The sequence below is a fragment of the Nonomuraea dietziae genome (assembly GCF_014195505.1).
In the GTDB taxonomy this organism is placed as follows: Bacteria; Actinomycetota; Actinomycetes; order Streptosporangiales; family Streptosporangiaceae; genus Nonomuraea; species Nonomuraea roseola.
Map to the genome: position 1 here is coordinate 5925484 of NZ_JACIBV010000001.1, position 16185 is coordinate 5941668.

The 16185-nt window shown below is 70.2% G+C and carries 19 protein-coding genes and 1 pseudogene; 7 read left to right on the plus strand and 13 right to left on the minus strand.

Going from position 1 to position 16185, the window contains the following annotated elements:
- Positions 1 to 79: 79 nt before the first annotated feature.
- Positions 80 to 1162, plus strand: a complete 1083-nt coding sequence (locus FHR33_RS28370; RefSeq protein WP_183653883.1) for an epoxide hydrolase family protein — start codon at positions 80 to 82, stop codon at positions 1160 to 1162.
- On the opposite strand, the gene FHR33_RS28375 is transcribed toward FHR33_RS28370, so the two are convergent.
- A complete protein-coding gene (locus tag FHR33_RS28375; RefSeq protein WP_183653886.1) occupies positions 1146 to 1925 on the minus strand; it encodes an NAD-dependent epimerase/dehydratase family protein in 780 nt (259 codons plus the stop codon). The genes FHR33_RS28370 and FHR33_RS28375 overlap by 17 nt on opposite strands.
- Positions 1922 to 3001: a Gfo/Idh/MocA family protein gene (locus FHR33_RS28380; protein WP_183653889.1), complete on the minus strand. Its 1080-nt coding sequence runs from the start codon at positions 2999 to 3001 to the stop codon at positions 1922 to 1924. Before FHR33_RS28380 ends, FHR33_RS28375 begins: the two co-directional genes overlap by 4 nt.
- A gap of 110 nt (positions 3002 to 3111) precedes the next feature.
- Here FHR33_RS28380 and FHR33_RS28385 point away from each other — a divergent pair, with 110 nt between their 5' ends.
- Complete coding sequence (locus FHR33_RS28385; RefSeq protein ID WP_183653892.1) at positions 3112 to 3702, plus strand: TetR/AcrR family transcriptional regulator; 591 nt, start codon at positions 3112 to 3114, stop codon at positions 3700 to 3702.
- Positions 3703 to 3706: 4 nt separating this feature from the next.
- On the opposite strand, the gene FHR33_RS28390 is transcribed toward FHR33_RS28385, so the two are convergent.
- Positions 3707 to 4243, minus strand: coding sequence for an NUDIX hydrolase family protein (locus FHR33_RS28390; protein WP_183653895.1), 537 nt, complete (start codon positions 4241 to 4243; stop codon positions 3707 to 3709).
- 104 nt (positions 4244 to 4347) lie between these two features.
- Here FHR33_RS28390 and FHR33_RS28395 point away from each other — a divergent pair, with 104 nt between their 5' ends.
- A complete protein-coding gene (locus FHR33_RS28395; protein WP_183653898.1) occupies positions 4348 to 4974 on the plus strand; it encodes a hypothetical protein in 627 nt (208 codons plus the stop codon).
- Positions 4975 to 5002: 28 nt separating this feature from the next.
- Here the strand turns inward: FHR33_RS28395 and FHR33_RS28400 are convergent, their stop codons facing one another.
- Together FHR33_RS28400 and FHR33_RS28405 are read right to left on the minus strand one after the other, a co-directional pair.
- Positions 5003 to 6289 carry a DUF1254 domain-containing protein gene (locus tag FHR33_RS28400; RefSeq protein WP_183653901.1) on the minus strand — a complete coding sequence of 429 codons (1287 nt, stop codon included), beginning with the start codon at positions 6287 to 6289 and terminating at the stop codon, positions 5003 to 5005.
- A 68-nt stretch (positions 6290 to 6357) separates the two neighbouring features.
- Positions 6358 to 7335 (minus strand): glycerophosphodiester phosphodiesterase family protein, encoded by a 978-nt coding sequence (locus FHR33_RS28405; protein WP_183653904.1) that lies wholly within the window; start codon positions 7333 to 7335, stop codon positions 6358 to 6360.
- A gap of 154 nt (positions 7336 to 7489) precedes the next feature.
- On the opposite strand from FHR33_RS28405, the gene FHR33_RS28410 reads away from it, so the two are divergent.
- Positions 7490 to 7852 carry an STAS domain-containing protein gene (locus tag FHR33_RS28410; RefSeq protein ID WP_183653907.1) on the plus strand — a complete coding sequence of 121 codons (363 nt, stop codon included), beginning with the start codon at positions 7490 to 7492 and terminating at the stop codon, positions 7850 to 7852.
- 49 nt (positions 7853 to 7901) lie between these two features.
- Positions 7902 to 8756: an FRG domain-containing protein gene (locus FHR33_RS28415; RefSeq protein ID WP_183653910.1), complete on the plus strand. Its 855-nt coding sequence runs from the start codon at positions 7902 to 7904 to the stop codon at positions 8754 to 8756.
- 3 nt (positions 8757 to 8759) lie between these two features.
- On the opposite strand, the gene FHR33_RS28420 is transcribed toward FHR33_RS28415, so the two are convergent.
- Both FHR33_RS28420 and FHR33_RS28425 read right to left on the minus strand, forming a co-directional pair.
- Entirely contained in the window at positions 8760 to 9212 is a 453-nt protein-coding gene (locus FHR33_RS28420; protein ID WP_183653913.1) for a DUF4383 domain-containing protein, read from the minus strand.
- Between the two features lie 111 nt (positions 9213 to 9323).
- Positions 9324 to 9974 carry a hemerythrin domain-containing protein gene (locus FHR33_RS28425; RefSeq protein ID WP_183653916.1) on the minus strand — a complete coding sequence of 217 codons (651 nt, stop codon included), beginning with the start codon at positions 9972 to 9974 and terminating at the stop codon, positions 9324 to 9326.
- A 172-nt stretch (positions 9975 to 10146) separates the two neighbouring features.
- Here FHR33_RS28425 and FHR33_RS28430 point away from each other — a divergent pair, with 172 nt between their 5' ends.
- Complete coding sequence (locus FHR33_RS28430) at positions 10147 to 11418, plus strand: DUF5994 family protein (protein ID WP_183653919.1); 1272 nt, start codon at positions 10147 to 10149, stop codon at positions 11416 to 11418.
- A 3-nt stretch (positions 11419 to 11421) separates the two neighbouring features.
- Here the strand turns inward: FHR33_RS28430 and FHR33_RS28435 are convergent, their stop codons facing one another.
- Both FHR33_RS28435 and FHR33_RS28440 read right to left on the minus strand, forming a co-directional pair.
- Positions 11422 to 11802, minus strand: coding sequence for an STAS domain-containing protein (locus tag FHR33_RS28435; RefSeq protein ID WP_183653922.1), 381 nt, complete (start codon positions 11800 to 11802; stop codon positions 11422 to 11424).
- Between the two features lie 66 nt (positions 11803 to 11868).
- Complete coding sequence (locus FHR33_RS28440; protein ID WP_183653925.1) at positions 11869 to 12072, minus strand: cold-shock protein; 204 nt, start codon at positions 12070 to 12072, stop codon at positions 11869 to 11871.
- A 442-nt stretch (positions 12073 to 12514) separates the two neighbouring features.
- Between FHR33_RS28440 and FHR33_RS28445 the strand changes: the two genes are divergently transcribed.
- Positions 12515 to 12817 carry an STAS domain-containing protein gene (locus FHR33_RS28445; RefSeq protein WP_183653928.1) on the plus strand — a complete coding sequence of 101 codons (303 nt, stop codon included), beginning with the start codon at positions 12515 to 12517 and terminating at the stop codon, positions 12815 to 12817.
- A gap of 185 nt (positions 12818 to 13002) precedes the next feature.
- On the opposite strand, the gene FHR33_RS28450 is transcribed toward FHR33_RS28445, so the two are convergent.
- The 4 genes and pseudogenes from FHR33_RS28450 to FHR33_RS28460 form a co-directional block, all read right to left on the minus strand.
- Positions 13003 to 13749 carry a hypothetical protein gene (locus FHR33_RS28450; RefSeq protein WP_183653931.1) on the minus strand — a complete coding sequence of 249 codons (747 nt, stop codon included), beginning with the start codon at positions 13747 to 13749 and terminating at the stop codon, positions 13003 to 13005.
- 144 nt (positions 13750 to 13893) lie between these two features.
- Positions 13894 to 15117 carry an FAD-dependent oxidoreductase gene (locus tag FHR33_RS50665; protein ID WP_246452154.1) on the minus strand — a complete coding sequence of 408 codons (1224 nt, stop codon included), beginning with the start codon at positions 15115 to 15117 and terminating at the stop codon, positions 13894 to 13896.
- Between the two features lie 7 nt (positions 15118 to 15124).
- A pseudogene (locus FHR33_RS53400) lies at positions 15125 to 15235 on the minus strand (NAD(P)-binding protein); the annotation flags it as partial.
- Between the two features lie 17 nt (positions 15236 to 15252).
- Positions 15253 to 16113: a tryptophan 2,3-dioxygenase gene (locus FHR33_RS28460; RefSeq protein WP_312895759.1), complete on the minus strand. Its 861-nt coding sequence runs from the start codon at positions 16111 to 16113 to the stop codon at positions 15253 to 15255.
- Positions 16114 to 16185: the final 72 nt, after the last annotated feature.

Below are 16185 nucleotides of genomic sequence, written 5' to 3' on the forward strand. Positions count from 1 at the left end.
CCAAACTATGGAATGGATGATTCCGTTCTGCTATAGTTGGAACAGAACAAACCGTTCCGGAAGTTGGAGAGGAACCATCATGGCTGAGATTCGCCCCTTCCGCGTCGAGATCCCCCAGGCCGACCTGGACGACCTGCAGGCGCGGCTGGCGCTGACCCGCTTCACCGACGAGGTCGAGGGCGCGGGTTCCGACTACGGCGTGAGCGTCGAGTGGGTCAGGTCGATGGTCGACTACTGGCGCACCGGCTACGACTGGCGCGCGTGGGAGGCCAAGCTCAACGCCCACCCGCAGTTCACGACGGAGATCGACGGGCAGAACGTCCACTTCATCCACGTGCGCTCCGCCAAGCAGGACGCGCTGCCCCTGATCCTCACGCACGGCTGGCCCGGCACGGTCGTCGAGTACCTCGACGTGATCGAGGACCTCTCCCAGGACTTCCACCTGGTCATCCCCTCAATGCCCGGCTTCGGGTTCTCGGGGCCGACCAAGGAGAAGGGCTGGAACCGCTTCAGGATCGCCAGGGCGTGGGCCGAGCTGATGGCCCGCCTGGGCTACGAGCGCTACGGCGCGGTCGGCAACGACGCGGGCTCGTTCGTCTCACCCGAGGTCGGCAGGGTCGACTCCAAGCACGTCGTCGGGGTGCACGTCACCCAGATCTTCTCCTTCCCCTCCGGCGACCCGGCCGAGCTGCAGGACCTGACCGAGCAGGAGCAGGCGGCGATGGCGCACCTGCAGTGGTTCTGGGAGAACATGGGCGCCTTCAACCAGTTGCAGTCGCAGTCGCCGCAGACCCTGGCCCACGCCATCGCCGACTCGCCCGCCGGGCTGCTCGGCTGGATGGGCCAGCTCATCGGCGGCCACCTCGACCGCGACTTCACCCTGACCAACATCGCGATCCACTGGTTCTACGGCACCGCGGGCTCCTCCATCCGCCTGTACTTCGAGGACGCCAAGGCCGAGCACCCCGCGGAGCCGACCACCGTGCCGATCGGGCTGGCCGGATTCGCCAACGACTTCCAGTCGATCCGCCGCTTCGCCGAGCGCGACCACAAGAACATCGCGCAGTGGAACACCTACGACACCGGCGGCCACTACGCCGCCCACGAGGTGCCCGCGGTCCTCGCGGGCGACGTGCGGGCCTTCTTCACCAGCCTTCGCTGAGGAGATGGCCGAGCATGGAGGTGTGGGCGGGGCGCCAGCCGAGGATCCGTCTGGTCTTCTCCGAGGAGACCTGCTGGTCCCTGGTGAAGAGGTCGGCGAGGCGGCCCAGCTCGGCGGCGGCCTCCTCGACGGGCCACGAGGCGGTCCTGCCGTCGCCGAGCACCCCGGCGAGCGCGTCCAGGCGCACGGTCTCGCTCATCCCGTGCCAGACGGTGCCGGGGGCGGCGCGCTCGGCGACGGCGACGTAGAGCGCGGCGAGGTCCTCGACGTGCACGACGGGCCAGCGCACCCCTGGCTCGCCGATGTAGACGCCGGCGCCGCGCTCGGCCGACTTCGGGGCCAGCAGGTCGTGCACGAGGCCGCCGGCGTTGCCGTACACCAGACCGGGTCTGATGACCCTGCCGCCCGCGGCGAGGACGCGCCGCTCGGCCTCGGCCCTCCAGGACACGAGCGGGTGCGGGTCGGGCTCGCTGTCCTCGTCGGTAAGGCCGCCGCCCAGCACGGCGGCGCCGGTCGTGTGGAGCAGCGGGGCGCCCGAGGCCAGCAGGGCGTCCACCCCCGCGAGGTCCGCCTCCTCACCGAGGGGAGGGCCCGCGTGGACGACGAGGTCGAAGCCCTTCGCCGCCGACTCCAGGGACGAGGGGTCGCGCAGGTCGCCCGGCACGTCCGCGCGCAGGGCGGACATCCTGTGCCCCGCCTTGGCGAGGGCGGCGGCCACGGCCGAGCCGATGTATCCGGACGCGCCGATGATCAGAACATTCATGAGATCTCCTGAGAAAGGCCGGTCGAGGCGGACCGCTCGATGGTCGCCAGCAGCCGGTGAAGGCGGAGTGCGGTGTCGAAGCCGGGGTGCGGCGGACGTCCTTCGGAGACGGCCCTCGCGATCTCCAGGTACACGGCCGCGACGCTCGCGGCGGGGCCGGAGGAGATGCCCGAGGGAGTCGATCGGTAGCGCTCGGGGACGGCGAGCGGCGCGCCGTCCAGGGTGATCTCCCAGTCGGCCCAGTGCATGAACATGCCTGGCTGGACGGGCGTGACGGTCAGCGTGCCCTTCGCTCCCACGAACTTCAGCAGGAAGCCGTCGGGCACGGCCCTGTCGCCGCCGTGGACGGTGACCGACGCGTGGGCGCCGCTCTCCAGCAGCCCGTGCAGCAGCACGTGGCTGGGCACGCCGCTGGGAACGCTCCGCCCGGTGCCCGCGACGAGCACCTGGTCGTGCAGGCGGGGAAGGCGCGCGGAGACCTCTGTCAGCCGGCCGGCGACCCTGTCGAGCGTCGCCAGGAAGTGACCCGCCATGATCGTCAGGACCGACTGGCCCAAGGCGGGGTCGGTGCTCCAGGCCAGTTCGGGCCTGATCGTCGCGCCGCCCAGGGGATCGCCCGCCGCGACCATGACGGCCGATTCCAGCGCGCCGATCCTGCCCTCGGCCAGCAGGTCGCCGACGAAGCGGGCACCGGGCGAGTGGTAGCCCTGCAGGCACACCGCGTGGACCACTCCAGCGGCCGTGGCGGCCTCGGTCAGCTCCCTCGCCTCGTCGGCGTTCACGCCCAGCGGCCACTCGGAGAGAACGTGCTTGCCCGCGTCGAGCGCGGCCCTGATCACCTTGGCGTGCTCGGGCACCTTCACCGAGACGACGACCAGGTCGACGTCGGGGTGGGCGGCGAGTTTCCCCGCGTCGGCGAAGGCGTGCCGCACGCCGTGGTCGGCGGCCGCCCTGTCCGCGCTGGCCTGGTTGGTGGTCGCCACCGCCGTCACCTCGAACTCGGCCAGCCCGGCGAGCGCGGGCAGATGTGACGCCCCCGCCCAGCCGCTCGCCCCCACGACCCCGACTCTGATCATGCGCGTTCCTCTCACCAGTTGTGTACCTGTCGGTATGAAACTAGGGCAGCGAAGACCGGGGTTCAAGGGGTAATGTACCGATAGGTAAAAAATTTCTGAGGGGGTACGGCATGCCAGGCGGTCGCCCGCGCTCATTCGACGCAGACGCTGCCCTCGACAGAGCGCTCGAGGTGTTCTGGCGGCAGGGCTATGAAGGCACGTCGCTGTCGGACCTGACCGAGGCGATGGGCATCAACAGGCCCAGCCTCTACGCCGCCTTCGGCAACAAGGAGGAGCTGTTCGGCAGGGTGCTCGACCGCTACCTCGAAGGGCCGGGCGCCTTCGCCGCCGACGCGCTGGAGGCGCCCACCAGCCGCGAGGTCGTCGAGCGCCTGGTCCTCGGGGCCGTCGAGCTGACGACGGGAGACCACACGCCGCGCGGCTGCCTCAGCGTGAAGAGCGTGCACGCCTGCGGGCCCGACTCCGCGCCCGTACGGCAGGACGCGGTCGGGCGCAGGAAGGCCGGGGAGGCGGCGCTGCGCAGGCGGCTCGAGCGCGCCACCGACCTGCCCCCTGGAGCCGACCCAGGCGTCATGGCGGGACTGGTCCACACCATCACCGACGGGATCGCCGTCCAGGCGGCGGGCGGGCGCGGGCGCGAGGAGCTGCGGCAGGTGGCCGACCTGGCGCTGCGCGCCCTGCTCGGGTCAGATCAGCGCTGAGAAATCAGTAGAGCCTGCCCACGTGCGCGAGCGCCTGCTTCAGCAGCACACCCTGCCCGCCGGTCATCTCCTGCTGCACCATGGGCGAGGCCGCCTCCTCCGGCGTGAACCAGACGAGGTCCAGCGCGTCCTGGCGCGGGCGGCAGTCGCCGGCGACGGGAACGATGTAGGCCAGGGAGACGGCGTGCTGGCGCGCGTCGTGGTACGGCGTGACACCCGGCGTCGGGAAGTACTCGGCGACGGTGAACGGCTGCGGTGAGGCGGGGATGTGCGGCAGCGCCACAGGGCCGAGGTCCTTCTCCAGGTGGCGCAGCAGCGCGTCGCGGACCCGCTCGTTGTGGAGCACCCGTCCCGAGACCAGTGCCCTGCTGACCGTGCCGTCCGAGCCGATACGCAGGAGGAGGCCGACGTGGGTCACGATGCCGGTGTCGTCGAGGCGCACCGGCACGGCGTCGACATACAGGATCGGCAACCGCTCCCGCATGGACTCCAGTTCTTCGGGAGCAAGCCAACCTGGCGCCGTTTCGGTCTTTTCGGTCATTGGCTGATCGTACGTCCCCGCGCCCGTCCTGTAGGGGACGGACTCGGGGTCAGCCGGGGAAGTCCCCGATGGGCCAGGGGATACGGGCCCGCGAAACTTCAACCATGACGAACAGAACCGCGGTGGCCACGCTCGTCGCCGCCCCGCTCCTCCTCCTGGCCGGCTGGGCCGTCATGAAACTGGCCTGGGTCCCCTACAGCCACTCGCTCCCGTGGAGCGAGGCGCTGGCCGTGTGGACCGCGGGGCACGTGTTCTATTTGGCCGCCTACGTCGCGTTCGTACCGGTCATCCTGACGCTCGGCCGCCTGGTGAGCGAAGGGTCGGGCACCGGCGTCAAGCTCGCCTCGGGCGCTCTCACGGCGCTCTCGCTGGTGGGCGTCGGCGGCTTCGTCGGCCAGATGGTCATCGACCTGGCCGTCGGCTTCCAGGCAGGTCACCGGGAGGCGATGAGCGCCGTGAGCGCGGGTTTCAAGGCCTACCCCGGCGTCTCCGTCCTGTTCTACGGTCTGGTGCCCTCGCTCTACCTGGCGGGCATCGTCCTGCTCGTCGTGCTGGCCGCGGTCCTGCGCAGGGTCGGCGTGGCCGTCGCCCTCGCCGTCCTGCTGTCGGGCGTCCTCATCGGCAGCCAGGACGTGGCGCTGATGACCGCGGGCACGGTCGGCCTCTGCCTCGGGCTCGGCGCGCTGGCCCTGGCCCTGCGCGGACCCGCCCTCTCGCCGTCGCCGAGCTAGCGGTCCTGGTGGCCGCGTCGGCGACCGGTCAGCGTGGTGTGAGTCTCGGGATGCGCCACTCGCCGCTCAGCACCTCGGGGGCGGGGCCGTACATGCGGATGACGATGACGAAGGGGCCGTCGGGGGCGGGCAGCCAGTTGCTCGGGCCCTCGGCCGGGCGGTCGCGCTGGACGTACAGGGTCAGCCCGCCGTCGTCGTCGTAGACCAGGCCGGGGGTGTGGTCGCCGATCGAGTAGCGGTCGATGGGGTTCTCCACCAGCAGCCGCTCGGGCAGGTGGTACATCGTGGCCGACCAGAAGAACCGCACGGGCGGCAGCCGTCCAGCGGGGAAGTGGATGACGTAGTCCTTGCGCGAGCCGTCGGGTCTGTCGCCCTCGCTGTCCTTCAGCCATCCGGCGTAGAAGGCCTCCTCGGGCGGCAGGCCGTACAGGCCCTTGTCCACGCCGACCGCCCGGGTCAGGTAGTCGTCGCCGTGCTGGGCGCGGGTGCCGAACCAGCTCGCGGAGTGGTCGGGGGAGGAGTCGGCCTGTTCCAGCGCGTCCCTGCCGTCGGCGATGCCCTGCTCCAGCGCCTCGCGCAGCTCGGGCGAGGGGGAGAAGGAGCCCCCGCCGTCCACGCCGATCGAGGCCAGCCTGTCGCGGATGCCCTTCTCGCTGGGAAGGACGGGGAAGAAGTGCAGCAGGAAGTCCAGGTAGGTGAAGAACTCGACGCTGTCGAGCACGTCCTCGCGCCAGGTGGGCCAGTGGGGGTGGCTCACGGCAGGCGGTGGCACGGTGCCGAGGTAGGTGTGCAGGGGGCGCAGGTCGTAGCTCCGCTGGACGGCGCGCAGCGCCTTGACGTCGCCGGGGCCGGCCAGGTAGGTACGGCCGAGCACGCCGACCAGATAGCTGTCGGCGTGGAACACCTGGTCGACGCCCTTGGGTGTGGAGCGGTCCCAGTCGGGCCCCGCGATCAGGTAGGTCCCCGGGCCCTTGCCTGTCGCCCTGGATCCGACGAAGCCGATGTAGGAGGTGTCAAGGTCGTGGAAGGGCAGCACGTAGTAGCGGTCGATGGCCGGCACCGTCAGGACGTACGGCTCGGTCCGCACGGCCAGCCACGCCCACGAGAACGGCGTGTCGCTGTTCGGCAGTGTCACGTCGATGTCGTGCGGGGTGAAGGGCTCGGCGTAGTGGCGGAAGCGGCCGAACCCGCCCACGTAGCGGGGATCGTCGACGTCGATCGCCTGCTTGTACATGGTCCGGTAGTTCATCAGCATCGGGAAGCCGTAGATCCAGCCCTCCGCGGCGATCCGCCGCGCCTCTGCCCTGTCCACCATGACCGCACCTCCATCGGGCTTTCATAGGGAAATGCCCGGATGTTCGCCTTCCCCGCTCCCGCGGAAGGTCAAGTCATCGCCACGGCGGCGGTGTCCGGGTAGTCGGTGACGAACGCGTCCACCCCGAGACGGAGGTGGGCGCGGTACTCGGCCGGCGCGTCGCCGTGGTCCCAGGGCAGCGGCCCTCGCCGCAGCTCGGCCGGCAGGAAGCGGTTCTCGTCGCGGAAGGTGTAGACACCGATCTTGAGCCCGGCCGCGTGCGCGTCCCGCACCAGCGTGGTGGGTGCCGCCGAGGCGCCGTCGGGGCCGAGCGGGATCACCGAGGACTTGTCGGGGCCGATCCACTGGGCGTACTCCGCGATTCTCGCGAGCCCTTCGGGACGCATCATGTCGGCGTAGGTCGCCGGATCCCCCGCGACCTCCAGGTCGTACGGCCGGCCCGCCGTGCCGAGCGCCTGCCAGAGCGGCACCCGCAGCTCCTTGGCCACCCGGCGCAGGCTGGAGGGCTCGAACGACTGGATGACGATCCGCTCCTGCCGGCTGTCGGCGACCGTCTCGATGAGCGGCTCCTCCAGCGGCAGTCCGATCGACCTGAAGTAGGTGGGGTGCTTGGTCTCGGGGAACACGCCGACCTCGCGCCCGTGCCGTAGCGACAGCCTCTCGGCCAGGTCGAGCACCTCCTGGAAGGTCATCACCTCGTGGACGCCGTCGTACACGGTGGCCCGCCGGCGCAGCTCGGGCAGCCGCTCGACCGCCCGCAGGGTCTTGAGCTCCGCCAGTGTGAAGTCCTCGGTGAACCAGCCCGTCACCTCGAGGCCGTCGATCATCTTGGTGGTGCGGCGTCCCGCGAACTCGGGACGCCGGGACACGTCGGTGGTGGAGGAGATGTCGTTCTCGTGCCTGACGACCAGCACGTGGTCCTTGGTGGGCACCAGGTCGGGCTCGATCCAGTCGGCGCCCATGGCCACCGCCAGCTCGTAGCTTCCCGCGGTGTGCTCGGGGCGGTGACCTGCCGCACCCCTGTGTCCGATGATGATCGCTCGCATGCCAATTATGGTAAGGACCGAAATATCCGATACCGAATCCTATGAACATCCTGTGTGGACCTCACAGACGGAGCGAGGGCGAGTACCATCCCTGATGGTCATGCCCGTGGGATCTTCTCCGTGCGCCCGTGCGCTCCCCCCACCGGAGGTCCAGTTGGAGGCGTTGAGCCTGTCGTGTCAGCAACTGCCGGGCGTCACCCTGATCCAGGTCGGCGGCCAGCTCGACGTGACCAACGACACGCAACTCGAGGCGTTCGTCCTGCAGGCCCGCCGACGGCTCTCCGACCATCTCGTGTTCGACCTCGGTGAGCTGACGTTCATGGGCAGCAGCGGCCTCAGGGTGGTGCTCGACGCCTACCGCGCGGGCGCCGGCCACGGAGGCGCGGTCTATCTGGCCGCGCTGCAGCCCGAACCGGCCAGGCTCGTCGAGATCACCGGCGCCGGGCGTCATCTGCGGGTCTGCGCCACCGCTCTCGAAGCGCTCACCCACGCCCTCGCCGCGCGCATCACTGAGTGATCCGCCTGATCAGAGGTGTGGAGCCGGAGAGTTGGGGCATCGGAGACCGATGGGAATGGTCGAGGTGTCGTCGTGGAGAGAGCTCGACGACGCGATCGCCGGGGTGGACCGCAGGCACGGTTCGGGCCACGCGCACTCGACGCTGGTCTTCCGTGGCCTGGCCAAGAGCAGCTACTCGCACGTGTCGGGGCTGGCCAGGCTCCAGGGTGACTACGCCGTCCTCGAGCCGCACCTCATTCGCAACTTCCGCAAGTACGCCCATCGCCAGACGCCTGGCCCGACCGTGTGGGACTGGCTGGCGCTGGGCCAGCACCACGGCCTGCCCACGCGGCTGCTGGACTGGACCTTCTCGCCGCTGGTGGCTCTGCACTTCGCGACCGCCTCCTGGCCCGCCGACGACGGCGTGCTGCTGGCGGTGGACTGCGCGGCGGCGCACCGGCTGCTTCCCGAACCGTTGCGCGTGATGCTCGATCGTGAGGGAGCGCTGCTCTTCACCACCGAGATGCTGGCGAGGGAGGCCAAAGACCTCGCGAGCTTCGACGCGCTGGGCGACGAGCCCTTCCTGGCCTTCTTCGAGCCGCCGTCACTGGACGAGCGGGTGGTCAACCAGTCGTCGGTGCTGTCGGTGATCTCCTGTCCCGAGTTCCAGGTCGAGCAGTGGCTCGGCAAGCACCAGGACCTGTGGTGGGCGTGGTCGATCCCTCCCGAAGTCAAGGCCGAGATCAGGGAGCGGCTCGACCAGGCCAACGTCACCGAGAGAGTGCTCCTGCCAGGGCTCGACGGATTGGCGGCCTGGCTGCGCCGCTACTACACGCCCGGCCTCGCAGGCCGTGCCGAGGACGGCGGCGCGTCGATGAGCGGCATGGAGACCGACCGCCAGCAGGAGGGCCGGATGGGCGGCTGATCCTCAGTGCTTGCGAGCGGTGGGCACCCGGCCCCTCGTCAGCAGGAAGCCCAGGGCGATCATGCCCACGCCCAGGACGAAGTGCAGCCAGTTGTCGGCGACGTTGACGGGCACGAAGTTCGCGGCGCTGTCACGGTCGATGACCATGCCGTACAGCCACAGCAGCAGATAGATGACCCCTCCGCCGATGAGGAAGTTGCGGGCGCCGGCCCAGGTGCGGGCCAGCAGGATGCCGGCGACGCCGAACAGCAGGTGGACGATGTTGTGCAGGATCGAGACCTGGAACACGCCGAGCAGCAGCGCGTCGGAGTGGTGGCCGGCGAACCGCAGGTCACCGTAGTCGCTGGTGACGCCGGGAATGAAGCCGAGCACGCCGACGAGCAGGAACACCGCGCCGACGACGAGCGAGGCGAGCTGCACCGGCGAGGTGCGGCCGCGGTTACGAGGGGTGTCCATGGCAGACCTCCCTGGGAGCCATTGGTGCCCTGACCAGCTACCCGAGAGAGGCCGAACCAGTCGTCGCGGCAGACGCGGGACAAGCCGACGCGCCTCCCGACCCCGCGCGGCTCAGGAGCGCTTGCTCACCGCGGCCTCCAGCTCGGTCTTGGTCATCCGCGACCGGCCGGGAAGGTCCATGGCCTTGGCCTTCTCGTAGAGCTCCTCCTTGGTGAGCTCCCCTTCGGCGCTCGACTTCTGCGCAGGCACACGGGCCGCCTTCCGCGCGGGCGCGGGGCGGCCGGCCTTCCGCGCGGGCGCGGCCTTCTGCGCGGGCACGCTCAGGGCGAGCATCTCCTGGTCCCTGCGCTCCTTGAAGGCCCTGCCCAGCTCCTGGAGCCGCTTCGTGCCCACCGCCTCGGCGAGGGCGGGCAGGATCTCGTTCTCCTCCTCCTCGACGTGGTGGGTGACCGACTCGACGAGCTGCATGAGCACCCTGTCGAAGTCGGGGCTGTCCGGCTTGGCCGTCTTGAGCTTGTGGAGGAGGATCTCGGCCTCCTTGTGCTCCTCGAAGCCGTGGTGGACCTCGCCCTTCTCGGCGGGGGCGGCCTCGCGGATCACGGGATAGACCCTGTCCTCCTCCGCGCGCGCGTGCGAGGTGAGCAGCGCGGCCAGCTCGGCCACGTCGGCCTCCCTGCTGTCGCGCTTGCTCTGCAGCCGCTCGAAGAGGGCCTCTATCTTGCGGTGATCGCTGGTGATCAGCGTGATGACATCTGTCGGCATACGGGATCAGCTACCCTGCGAACACGTTCCGTAGTCAGCCGAGCTGCAAATCCAGCCAAACGCTGACAGGCGTAGAGTGGCAGTACCGAGAAGTTCCGTGCGCCGGCATTCGCATCGACGCAGGCCCCGGTCAGCAGTCGACTCCTCACGAGTCGAAGACAGGCGGCACGTCATGATGCCGAACCACACCACTGACTCGGCCGGCGTGCGGCTGGTGCTGGAGCCGACAGAGACCCGTGACGGCGTCCTGCACGGCGCCTGGTGGCCTCGCTCCCACGACCTGCGCGGCGAGCTCGCCGCCCTCGTCACCGACCTGGGCCGTCGACTGGGCACGATCCTCCGCGTAAGGGTCGACCACGACGCATGGGACGATGTGCCGTCCAGCCTCATGATCGCCGGGCGGTTCCTCAGGATCGGTGACCTCCCCTCGCCGATGGGGACGATCACGGTGATCCGCGGCGGCCACGACGGCTTCCTCCTGCTGGTGGTCCCGCCCGAGACCACCGCCACGAGGGCCGCCTCCATGATGGCGGCCGCCGCGCGCCCCTCCAACGGCGCCTGCGCCGCGGAGCTCCTCGCGTCGAGGGGCCCCGCAGAGGAGCCGCCCTCGGAGACCAGACTCGCCATGACGCGCGCCTACACGCAGGCCGACGAGACGGCGGTTCTCGCGCTGGTCAACGCCGACCGCCTGCCGGGGCAGCCCATGTGCTCGGGGCAGATGCTCGCCGACGCCGTCGAGGGGACGTGCGTGGACAATCCGTCGCCTTGGGCCGAGCTCGACCCACCCCGTACGGAGGTGCTGATCGACGACTCTGGTGACGTGGTCGGCGTGATCTCCTACACGACCAGGGCACGCGACGCCGCGGGACTCATCCTGTGGCTGCACGGGAACGAGAACACGACCGTGATCGAAGCCCTCGTCCAGCGGGCCCTCGACTGTCTGGAGGGGTGCTCCTTCGTCCATGCGTTCACCGTCGCCTCGGCGCTGACCTCGGGGCTCGGCGCGCTTCCCTGCGTCCGCCGCGCGACCACGCGCAAGGTGCTCGAACACGCGGGTTTCGCCGGCAGCGACTCATGGCGCTACCTGCACCGCGGGGTAGGAGGACTCGGGCTGGCGCAGACCGGTCCGCCGGTGAGGGTGGCTGCCTGCGTGCGGCCGTCGGGCTGGTGGCTGAGCGTCGCCGAGCACGAGATCGGGGTCGAGGCGGTCGCGGGAACGCCCTCCCACGGGGTGGGGGTGCTGTGGTGGCTCGGCACGGACACCGCCCACGACGACGCCGCGCTCGACAAGGCCGTGCTCGACCGGGCCCTCGCGCTGCTCTACGCGAACGGGGCCAGGGAGATCGTGCTCTACGCCGAGGGCGAGCCACTACCCGCCCGGTCGCTGTTCGACACGGCGGGCTTCGTCGACGTCGACCATCTGGCGTCGTACGCCAGAGGATGAGGTCTATATGCTGGCGCGGCGCGGCGGCGGCACGAGGGTCGTGGCCTTGCCGTAGAGGGGCAGGCTGCGGTCGAGCCCCGTGAGGTGCAGCAGCGTCGCCATGTAGGGGCGGGGCGAGGCCACGCCGAAGTCGACGCCCCGCGCGCGGGCGCGGCGGTGCATGCCGACCAGGACGGCCAGCCCTGAGCTGTCGCAGAACACGACATCGGTGAGGTCGCACACGAGTGCGCCCGTGCTCTGGTCGAGCGCGTGGATCAACAGGTCGCGCAGGGCGGGGCTGGTGAAGATGTCGATGTCGCCGTGCAGACGGACGACGGTGGCGTCGGCGGGAAGAGGCCGAGCGCCCGCTCTGAGGCCGGGTTGTCGAGTACTAACGATGATCATGGCAGGTCCGATCGACGATGGGACGGGAAGGGCTCCATGGCGGCGCGGCCGCCACGCGGCCAGGACTCACACAGGTCGTACGGCCTGGGCCTGAGGGCCTCTGTCACCCTGGTTCACCTCGAACTCGACGCGATGGTTCTCGGCGAGGCTGCGGAAGCCGCCCGCGTCGATCGCGGAGAAGTGGACAAAGACATCGGGACCACCGCCGTCGACGGCGATGAAGCCGAACCCCTTGTCATCGTTGAACCATTTCACAGTTCCCTGTGCCATGTGGTCTCTCCCTTGTCCGAGATGAGGGCGGATCGCAGGCTCGCGCTCCGCCGACCGGTTGTCACAGCGGCGGTACCGCGCCATCTCTCGACGAAACAGGGCACACCCATGCCATCCACGAGTGTGCGAGAGCAAACCACGTGCACGGATAATCCGGCTGCACCATATAACGGACGAGCCGGTTCGCGCATTCCCGCGGGCCGCCGCGGAACCGCTCCCAAGGTAGACTCCGGGGACCGAGGACATTTCGTGCGTTGGCATTCAGGCTCGCGTCGCCCGCGGCGACAGACGATTATCCGGCCCTTTTTCCGGTCCTTTTCCGGCCTCTGAGCAGGCGATCACGACGCCCGTGCCGCTTCACCGCCTCCCGCCGCCGACGGCGGCCCGTCGATCTCGTGCACGAGGTCCGCGCAGGCGTCTCATCTCTCCGATCGGAGCACCCATGAACGTCTTCGACACCTCGGCCCCGGCCACGACCGTCCGGCTGTCCGGCGAGATCGACATCTTCAGCAGCGCCGCCCTGAGGGAGCGGCTGCTCGGGGAGTTGCGCCGCAGCTCCAGCCTGCTCGTCCTCGACCTGTCGAGAGTGACGTTCTGCGACACCTCGGGTCTCGGCGTCCTGGTGGGCATCCAGCGTCGCGCCAGGTTGATGGGCATCACGCTCGCGCTGACGGGGGCGCTGCCGTACATGGCCCGGCTTCTGCACACCACCGGGCTGGACCGCAGGCTGCCGACGGTGGCCTGAATCGAAGTCGCCGTGTCGGCGACCTTTGTTTCACCTTCTCTTTGCACCGTCTTCGGCCAGCGGCGGAAAAGCCCTTTGTCAGCGCTTTCGCACCTTACTGTGAAAGCGCTTACAGTTATAAAAGGATATGGATATGACCATCCACGAGGTGGCTCGGCGCGCCCGGGTGTCCATCGCGACGGTCGTCAGCCGGAGACGCCCAGGAGGAAGGCGGCGGGGACCAGGGCGATCGTCAGCGCGACGGCCCACCACCTGGGAGCGGGCGCCTGCCGCAGGACGGTGACGCCGAGGGGGACCAGGGCGAAGGCGAGGCCGAGGAGGGCGGCGACGGAGATCGGGTCGCTGCTGCCCTTGAGCACGCCCAGCGGCAGCCCTGCGGCGAGCGCCAGCGCGACGCACCGCGCCACGCCGACGGCCCCCACGCCCATGGCCCTGGCGCGGAAGGCGCCGACCGCGAGCACGATCCAGCCGCCCATGATGAAGACGTTGACCGCCTTGAAGACGTGGAAGGCGCCGTAGGTGGAGGCGACGGCCTTCTGCGCGGCCTCGAGGCCGAGGACGTCGACCAGCTGGAAGGCCAGGTGGCTCACTCCCGCGTGGAAGACCCGGCCGAACAGCCCGAGAACCACCAGCGTGACGCCCCACCCGGCCCAGCCGGGGCAGGTGACGCCGATCCCGCGGGCCAGCGAGGTCACGGCGGGCCACAGCAGGACGGTCCCCGCCGCGAAGAGGCTGTAGGAGAGGACCATCCGGCCAGGCTCGGCGGCGTAGGCGGCCAGCTGGCCGGGGAAGAAGTCGGCTTGTCCGCTCCGCGCCAGCACCCCCGCGAGGAGCAGCAGCGGGCCGAGGATCAGGCTGACGCCCTCCACCCACGGTCCCGGAAGGGTGGCGCGGCGGTCCACGGCGGTCTGCGGTGTCTCGGTGATCGTCATGCGCCTCATTCAACCGAGCGTCCCCCTCGGGCACACGGGCGCAGAAGCGAGAGGCGGAGGTATACCTGGCACTACCGCTTACGTCGCGGTAACCCGCCTCCCTGTGTCATCTCCTCCCGCTCATCGCCGTGGAGCGGAAGGCCGTCACCGGTGCGTGAGGCCTCGCCGTCGCCCAGAGGACCTCAGCGCCGACACGCCGGCCGCCAGCACCCCCGCGACCACGGCGGCCACCGCCGTCCCGAGGAGCCGCCGCTGCCCGCGCACCCTGCGCCTGACCTGCGCGTAGGGCACGGTGGAGAACGACACCAGCGCGTAGCGCGACACGTAGCGGCCCGGCAGCGCCGCCTCCAGCCAGTGCTCGACGTTCTTGACCAGCCGGTACATCGGCGAGGCCACCTTGTCGCGCATCTCGACGAAGTTGGCGAGCGCCATCTCGGCGATGGCGTCGGTGTTCTCCCTGCGCCGCTCCTCGAACAGCGGCAGCGCCCGCTCCCACCTGCCGCCGCTCTCCTCCAGGCACCGGTCGAGCTCCACCACGTCCTCGAAGCCGCAGTTGGCTCCCTGGCCGTAGAAGGGCACGATCGCGTGCGCCGCGTCGCCGATCAGTCCGACCCTGCCGTCGGCGTGCCACGGAGCGCAGCGGACGGTGCCGAGCAGGCCGACGGGGTTGTGGCGGTAGTCGTCGGCCAGGTCAGGGGCGAGCGGCACCACGTCGGGGTAGTGGGCGCGGAAGTGACGTTCCACGGCCGCCGGGCTGCTCAGCGAGGCGAAGCTCGCGGTGCCGCCCGTCGGCCAGAACATCGTGCAGGTGAAGGAGCGGTCGGGATTCGGCAGTGCGATCATCATGGAGGTGCCGCGCGGCCAGATGTGCAGGGCGCCGGGGTCGAGCGCGAACTCGCCGTCCACCGCGGGGATGGTCAGCTCCTTGTAGCCGTGGTCGAGGAAGTCCAGGCTCTCCTCGACGCGCCCGTGGGCGAGCAGCTGCCCGCGTACGGCCGAGCCCGAGCCGTCCGCGCCGAGCACCACGCCTGCCTCCGCCAGGACGTCGCCCTGCTCGGTCTCGAACGTCATCGTCCCCGTCGCGGGGTCGAGGCCGGTCAGCCGGTGCCCGAAGAGGACCTTCACGCCGGGAGCCGACTCGGCGGCGTCGAGCAGCGTGTTGTTGAGCGCGCCCCTGCTGATCGAGTTGATGGCCAGATCGCCGTCGCGGCTGTACCTCTGGAAGTCCAGCGGGCCGGAGACCGGGTGGATCATCCGGCCGCGCATCGGCAGCGCGTCGGCCATGACCCGCTCCTCCAGGCCGATCCTGCGCAGCGCGTCGAGGCCGCGTTCGGAGATGGCCAGGTTGATCGACCTGCCCCGCTCCACGACGCCGCCCCGCGGGTCGGGGCCGCCGCTCGTAGACGGTCACGTCGAGACCGCGCCTGCCCAGATAGCAGGCGAGCAGGCAGCCGGTGAGCCCCGCGCCGACGATGGCCACGTTCATGGTGTCCTTCGCTTTCTTCACATGTGGGTACGGGCCGACCACAGCTCGGGGAAGACCACCCGGGCCATGCTGCGCTCCAGCCACGCGAGGCCGTTCGAACCGCCGCTGCCGGGCTTGGCGCCCATCGAGCGGCGGACGGCGGCGACGTGCTGGTAGCGCCAGTCGCCGAACTGCTCGGCGACCTCGGTGAGCGCCTCGCCGAGCATCCGCAGCTCGTTGGTCGTGCTGTCGTCGCGGTAGACCTCGACCCAGGCCTTCTCGACCGCCGGGTGGGGTTCGTGCTCCAAGGAGAAGTCACGTTCGAGCAGCTCAAGGGGAACGTCGTGGCCGCGGCGGGCCAGCAGCGCGATGGTCTCGTCCCAGACGCTCGACGACTCGAAGGAGCGCATCAGCTCGCGGTGGACCTTCGGCTGCCGCCTGAACGGCCGGAGCAGCGCGACGCTCTTCAGCCCCAGCAGGAACTCCAGGTGCCGGTACATCGAGGACTGGAGCCCCGACGCCTCGCCGAGCTGGTCGCGGAAGCGGTTGAAGTCCGAGGGGGTCATCCACCGCAGTCCGCGCCAGCTTCCGTTGAGCCCTTCGAGGTGCAGGGCCGTACGGCGCAGCGGTGCCAGAGCCGCCCCCACCTCGTCGTCGCGCAGCGCCGCCCTGGCGTTGCGCAGCTCGAAGGTGACGAGCTTGAAGTACAGCTCCATCACCTGGGTGATCATCAGGAACGACATCTCGCCGGGGTCGTCGCTGAGCGGTTGCTGCAGGTTGTGCAGCACCTCGGTGTGCACGTAGGCGTCGTAGGGGACCTCGGCCTGGAACTCCAGCGTCGGGGATCCACCCGTGGCCATGGCCCGTTCGGCCCGCTCCACGGCCGTCGTCGGCCGCACTGTCTGACGTGTACCGTCCACTGGTCACCCTCCCCTGACTGACCACCTCATGATGGCCGGGTGAAGGGTCCG

Coding starts and splice junctions, on each gene's coding strand:
- FHR33_RS28370 (WP_183653883.1), top strand. CDS start 80: ATGGCTGAGATTCGCCCCTTCCGCGTCGAGATCCCCCAGGCCGACCTG.
- FHR33_RS28375 (WP_183653886.1), bottom strand. CDS start 1,925: ATGAATGTTCTGATCATCGGCGCGTCCGGATACATCGGCTCGGCCGTG.
- FHR33_RS28380 (WP_183653889.1), bottom strand. CDS start 3,001: ATGATCAGAGTCGGGGTCGTGGGGGCGAGCGGCTGGGCGGGGGCGTCA.
- FHR33_RS28385 (WP_183653892.1), top strand. CDS start 3,112: ATGCCAGGCGGTCGCCCGCGCTCATTCGACGCAGACGCTGCCCTCGAC.
- FHR33_RS28390 (WP_183653895.1), bottom strand. CDS start 4,243: ATGACCGAAAAGACCGAAACGGCGCCAGGTTGGCTTGCTCCCGAAGAA.
- FHR33_RS28395 (WP_183653898.1), top strand. CDS start 4,348: ATGACGAACAGAACCGCGGTGGCCACGCTCGTCGCCGCCCCGCTCCTC.
- FHR33_RS28400 (WP_183653901.1), bottom strand. CDS start 6,289: ATGGTGGACAGGGCAGAGGCGCGGCGGATCGCCGCGGAGGGCTGGATC.
- FHR33_RS28405 (WP_183653904.1), bottom strand. CDS start 7,335: ATGCGAGCGATCATCATCGGACACAGGGGTGCGGCAGGTCACCGCCCC.
- FHR33_RS28415 (WP_183653910.1), top strand. CDS start 7,902: ATGGGAATGGTCGAGGTGTCGTCGTGGAGAGAGCTCGACGACGCGATC.
- FHR33_RS28420 (WP_183653913.1), bottom strand. CDS start 9,212: ATGGACACCCCTCGTAACCGCGGCCGCACCTCGCCGGTGCAGCTCGCC.
- FHR33_RS28425 (WP_183653916.1), bottom strand. CDS start 9,974: ATGCCGACAGATGTCATCACGCTGATCACCAGCGATCACCGCAAGATA.
- FHR33_RS28430 (WP_183653919.1), top strand. CDS start 10,147: ATGATGCCGAACCACACCACTGACTCGGCCGGCGTGCGGCTGGTGCTG.
- FHR33_RS28435 (WP_183653922.1), bottom strand. CDS start 11,802: ATGATCATCGTTAGTACTCGACAACCCGGCCTCAGAGCGGGCGCTCGG.
- FHR33_RS28440 (WP_183653925.1), bottom strand. CDS start 12,072: ATGGCACAGGGAACTGTGAAATGGTTCAACGATGACAAGGGGTTCGGC.
- FHR33_RS28445 (WP_183653928.1), top strand. CDS start 12,515: ATGAACGTCTTCGACACCTCGGCCCCGGCCACGACCGTCCGGCTGTCC.
- FHR33_RS28450 (WP_183653931.1), bottom strand. CDS start 13,749: ATGACGATCACCGAGACACCGCAGACCGCCGTGGACCGCCGCGCCACC.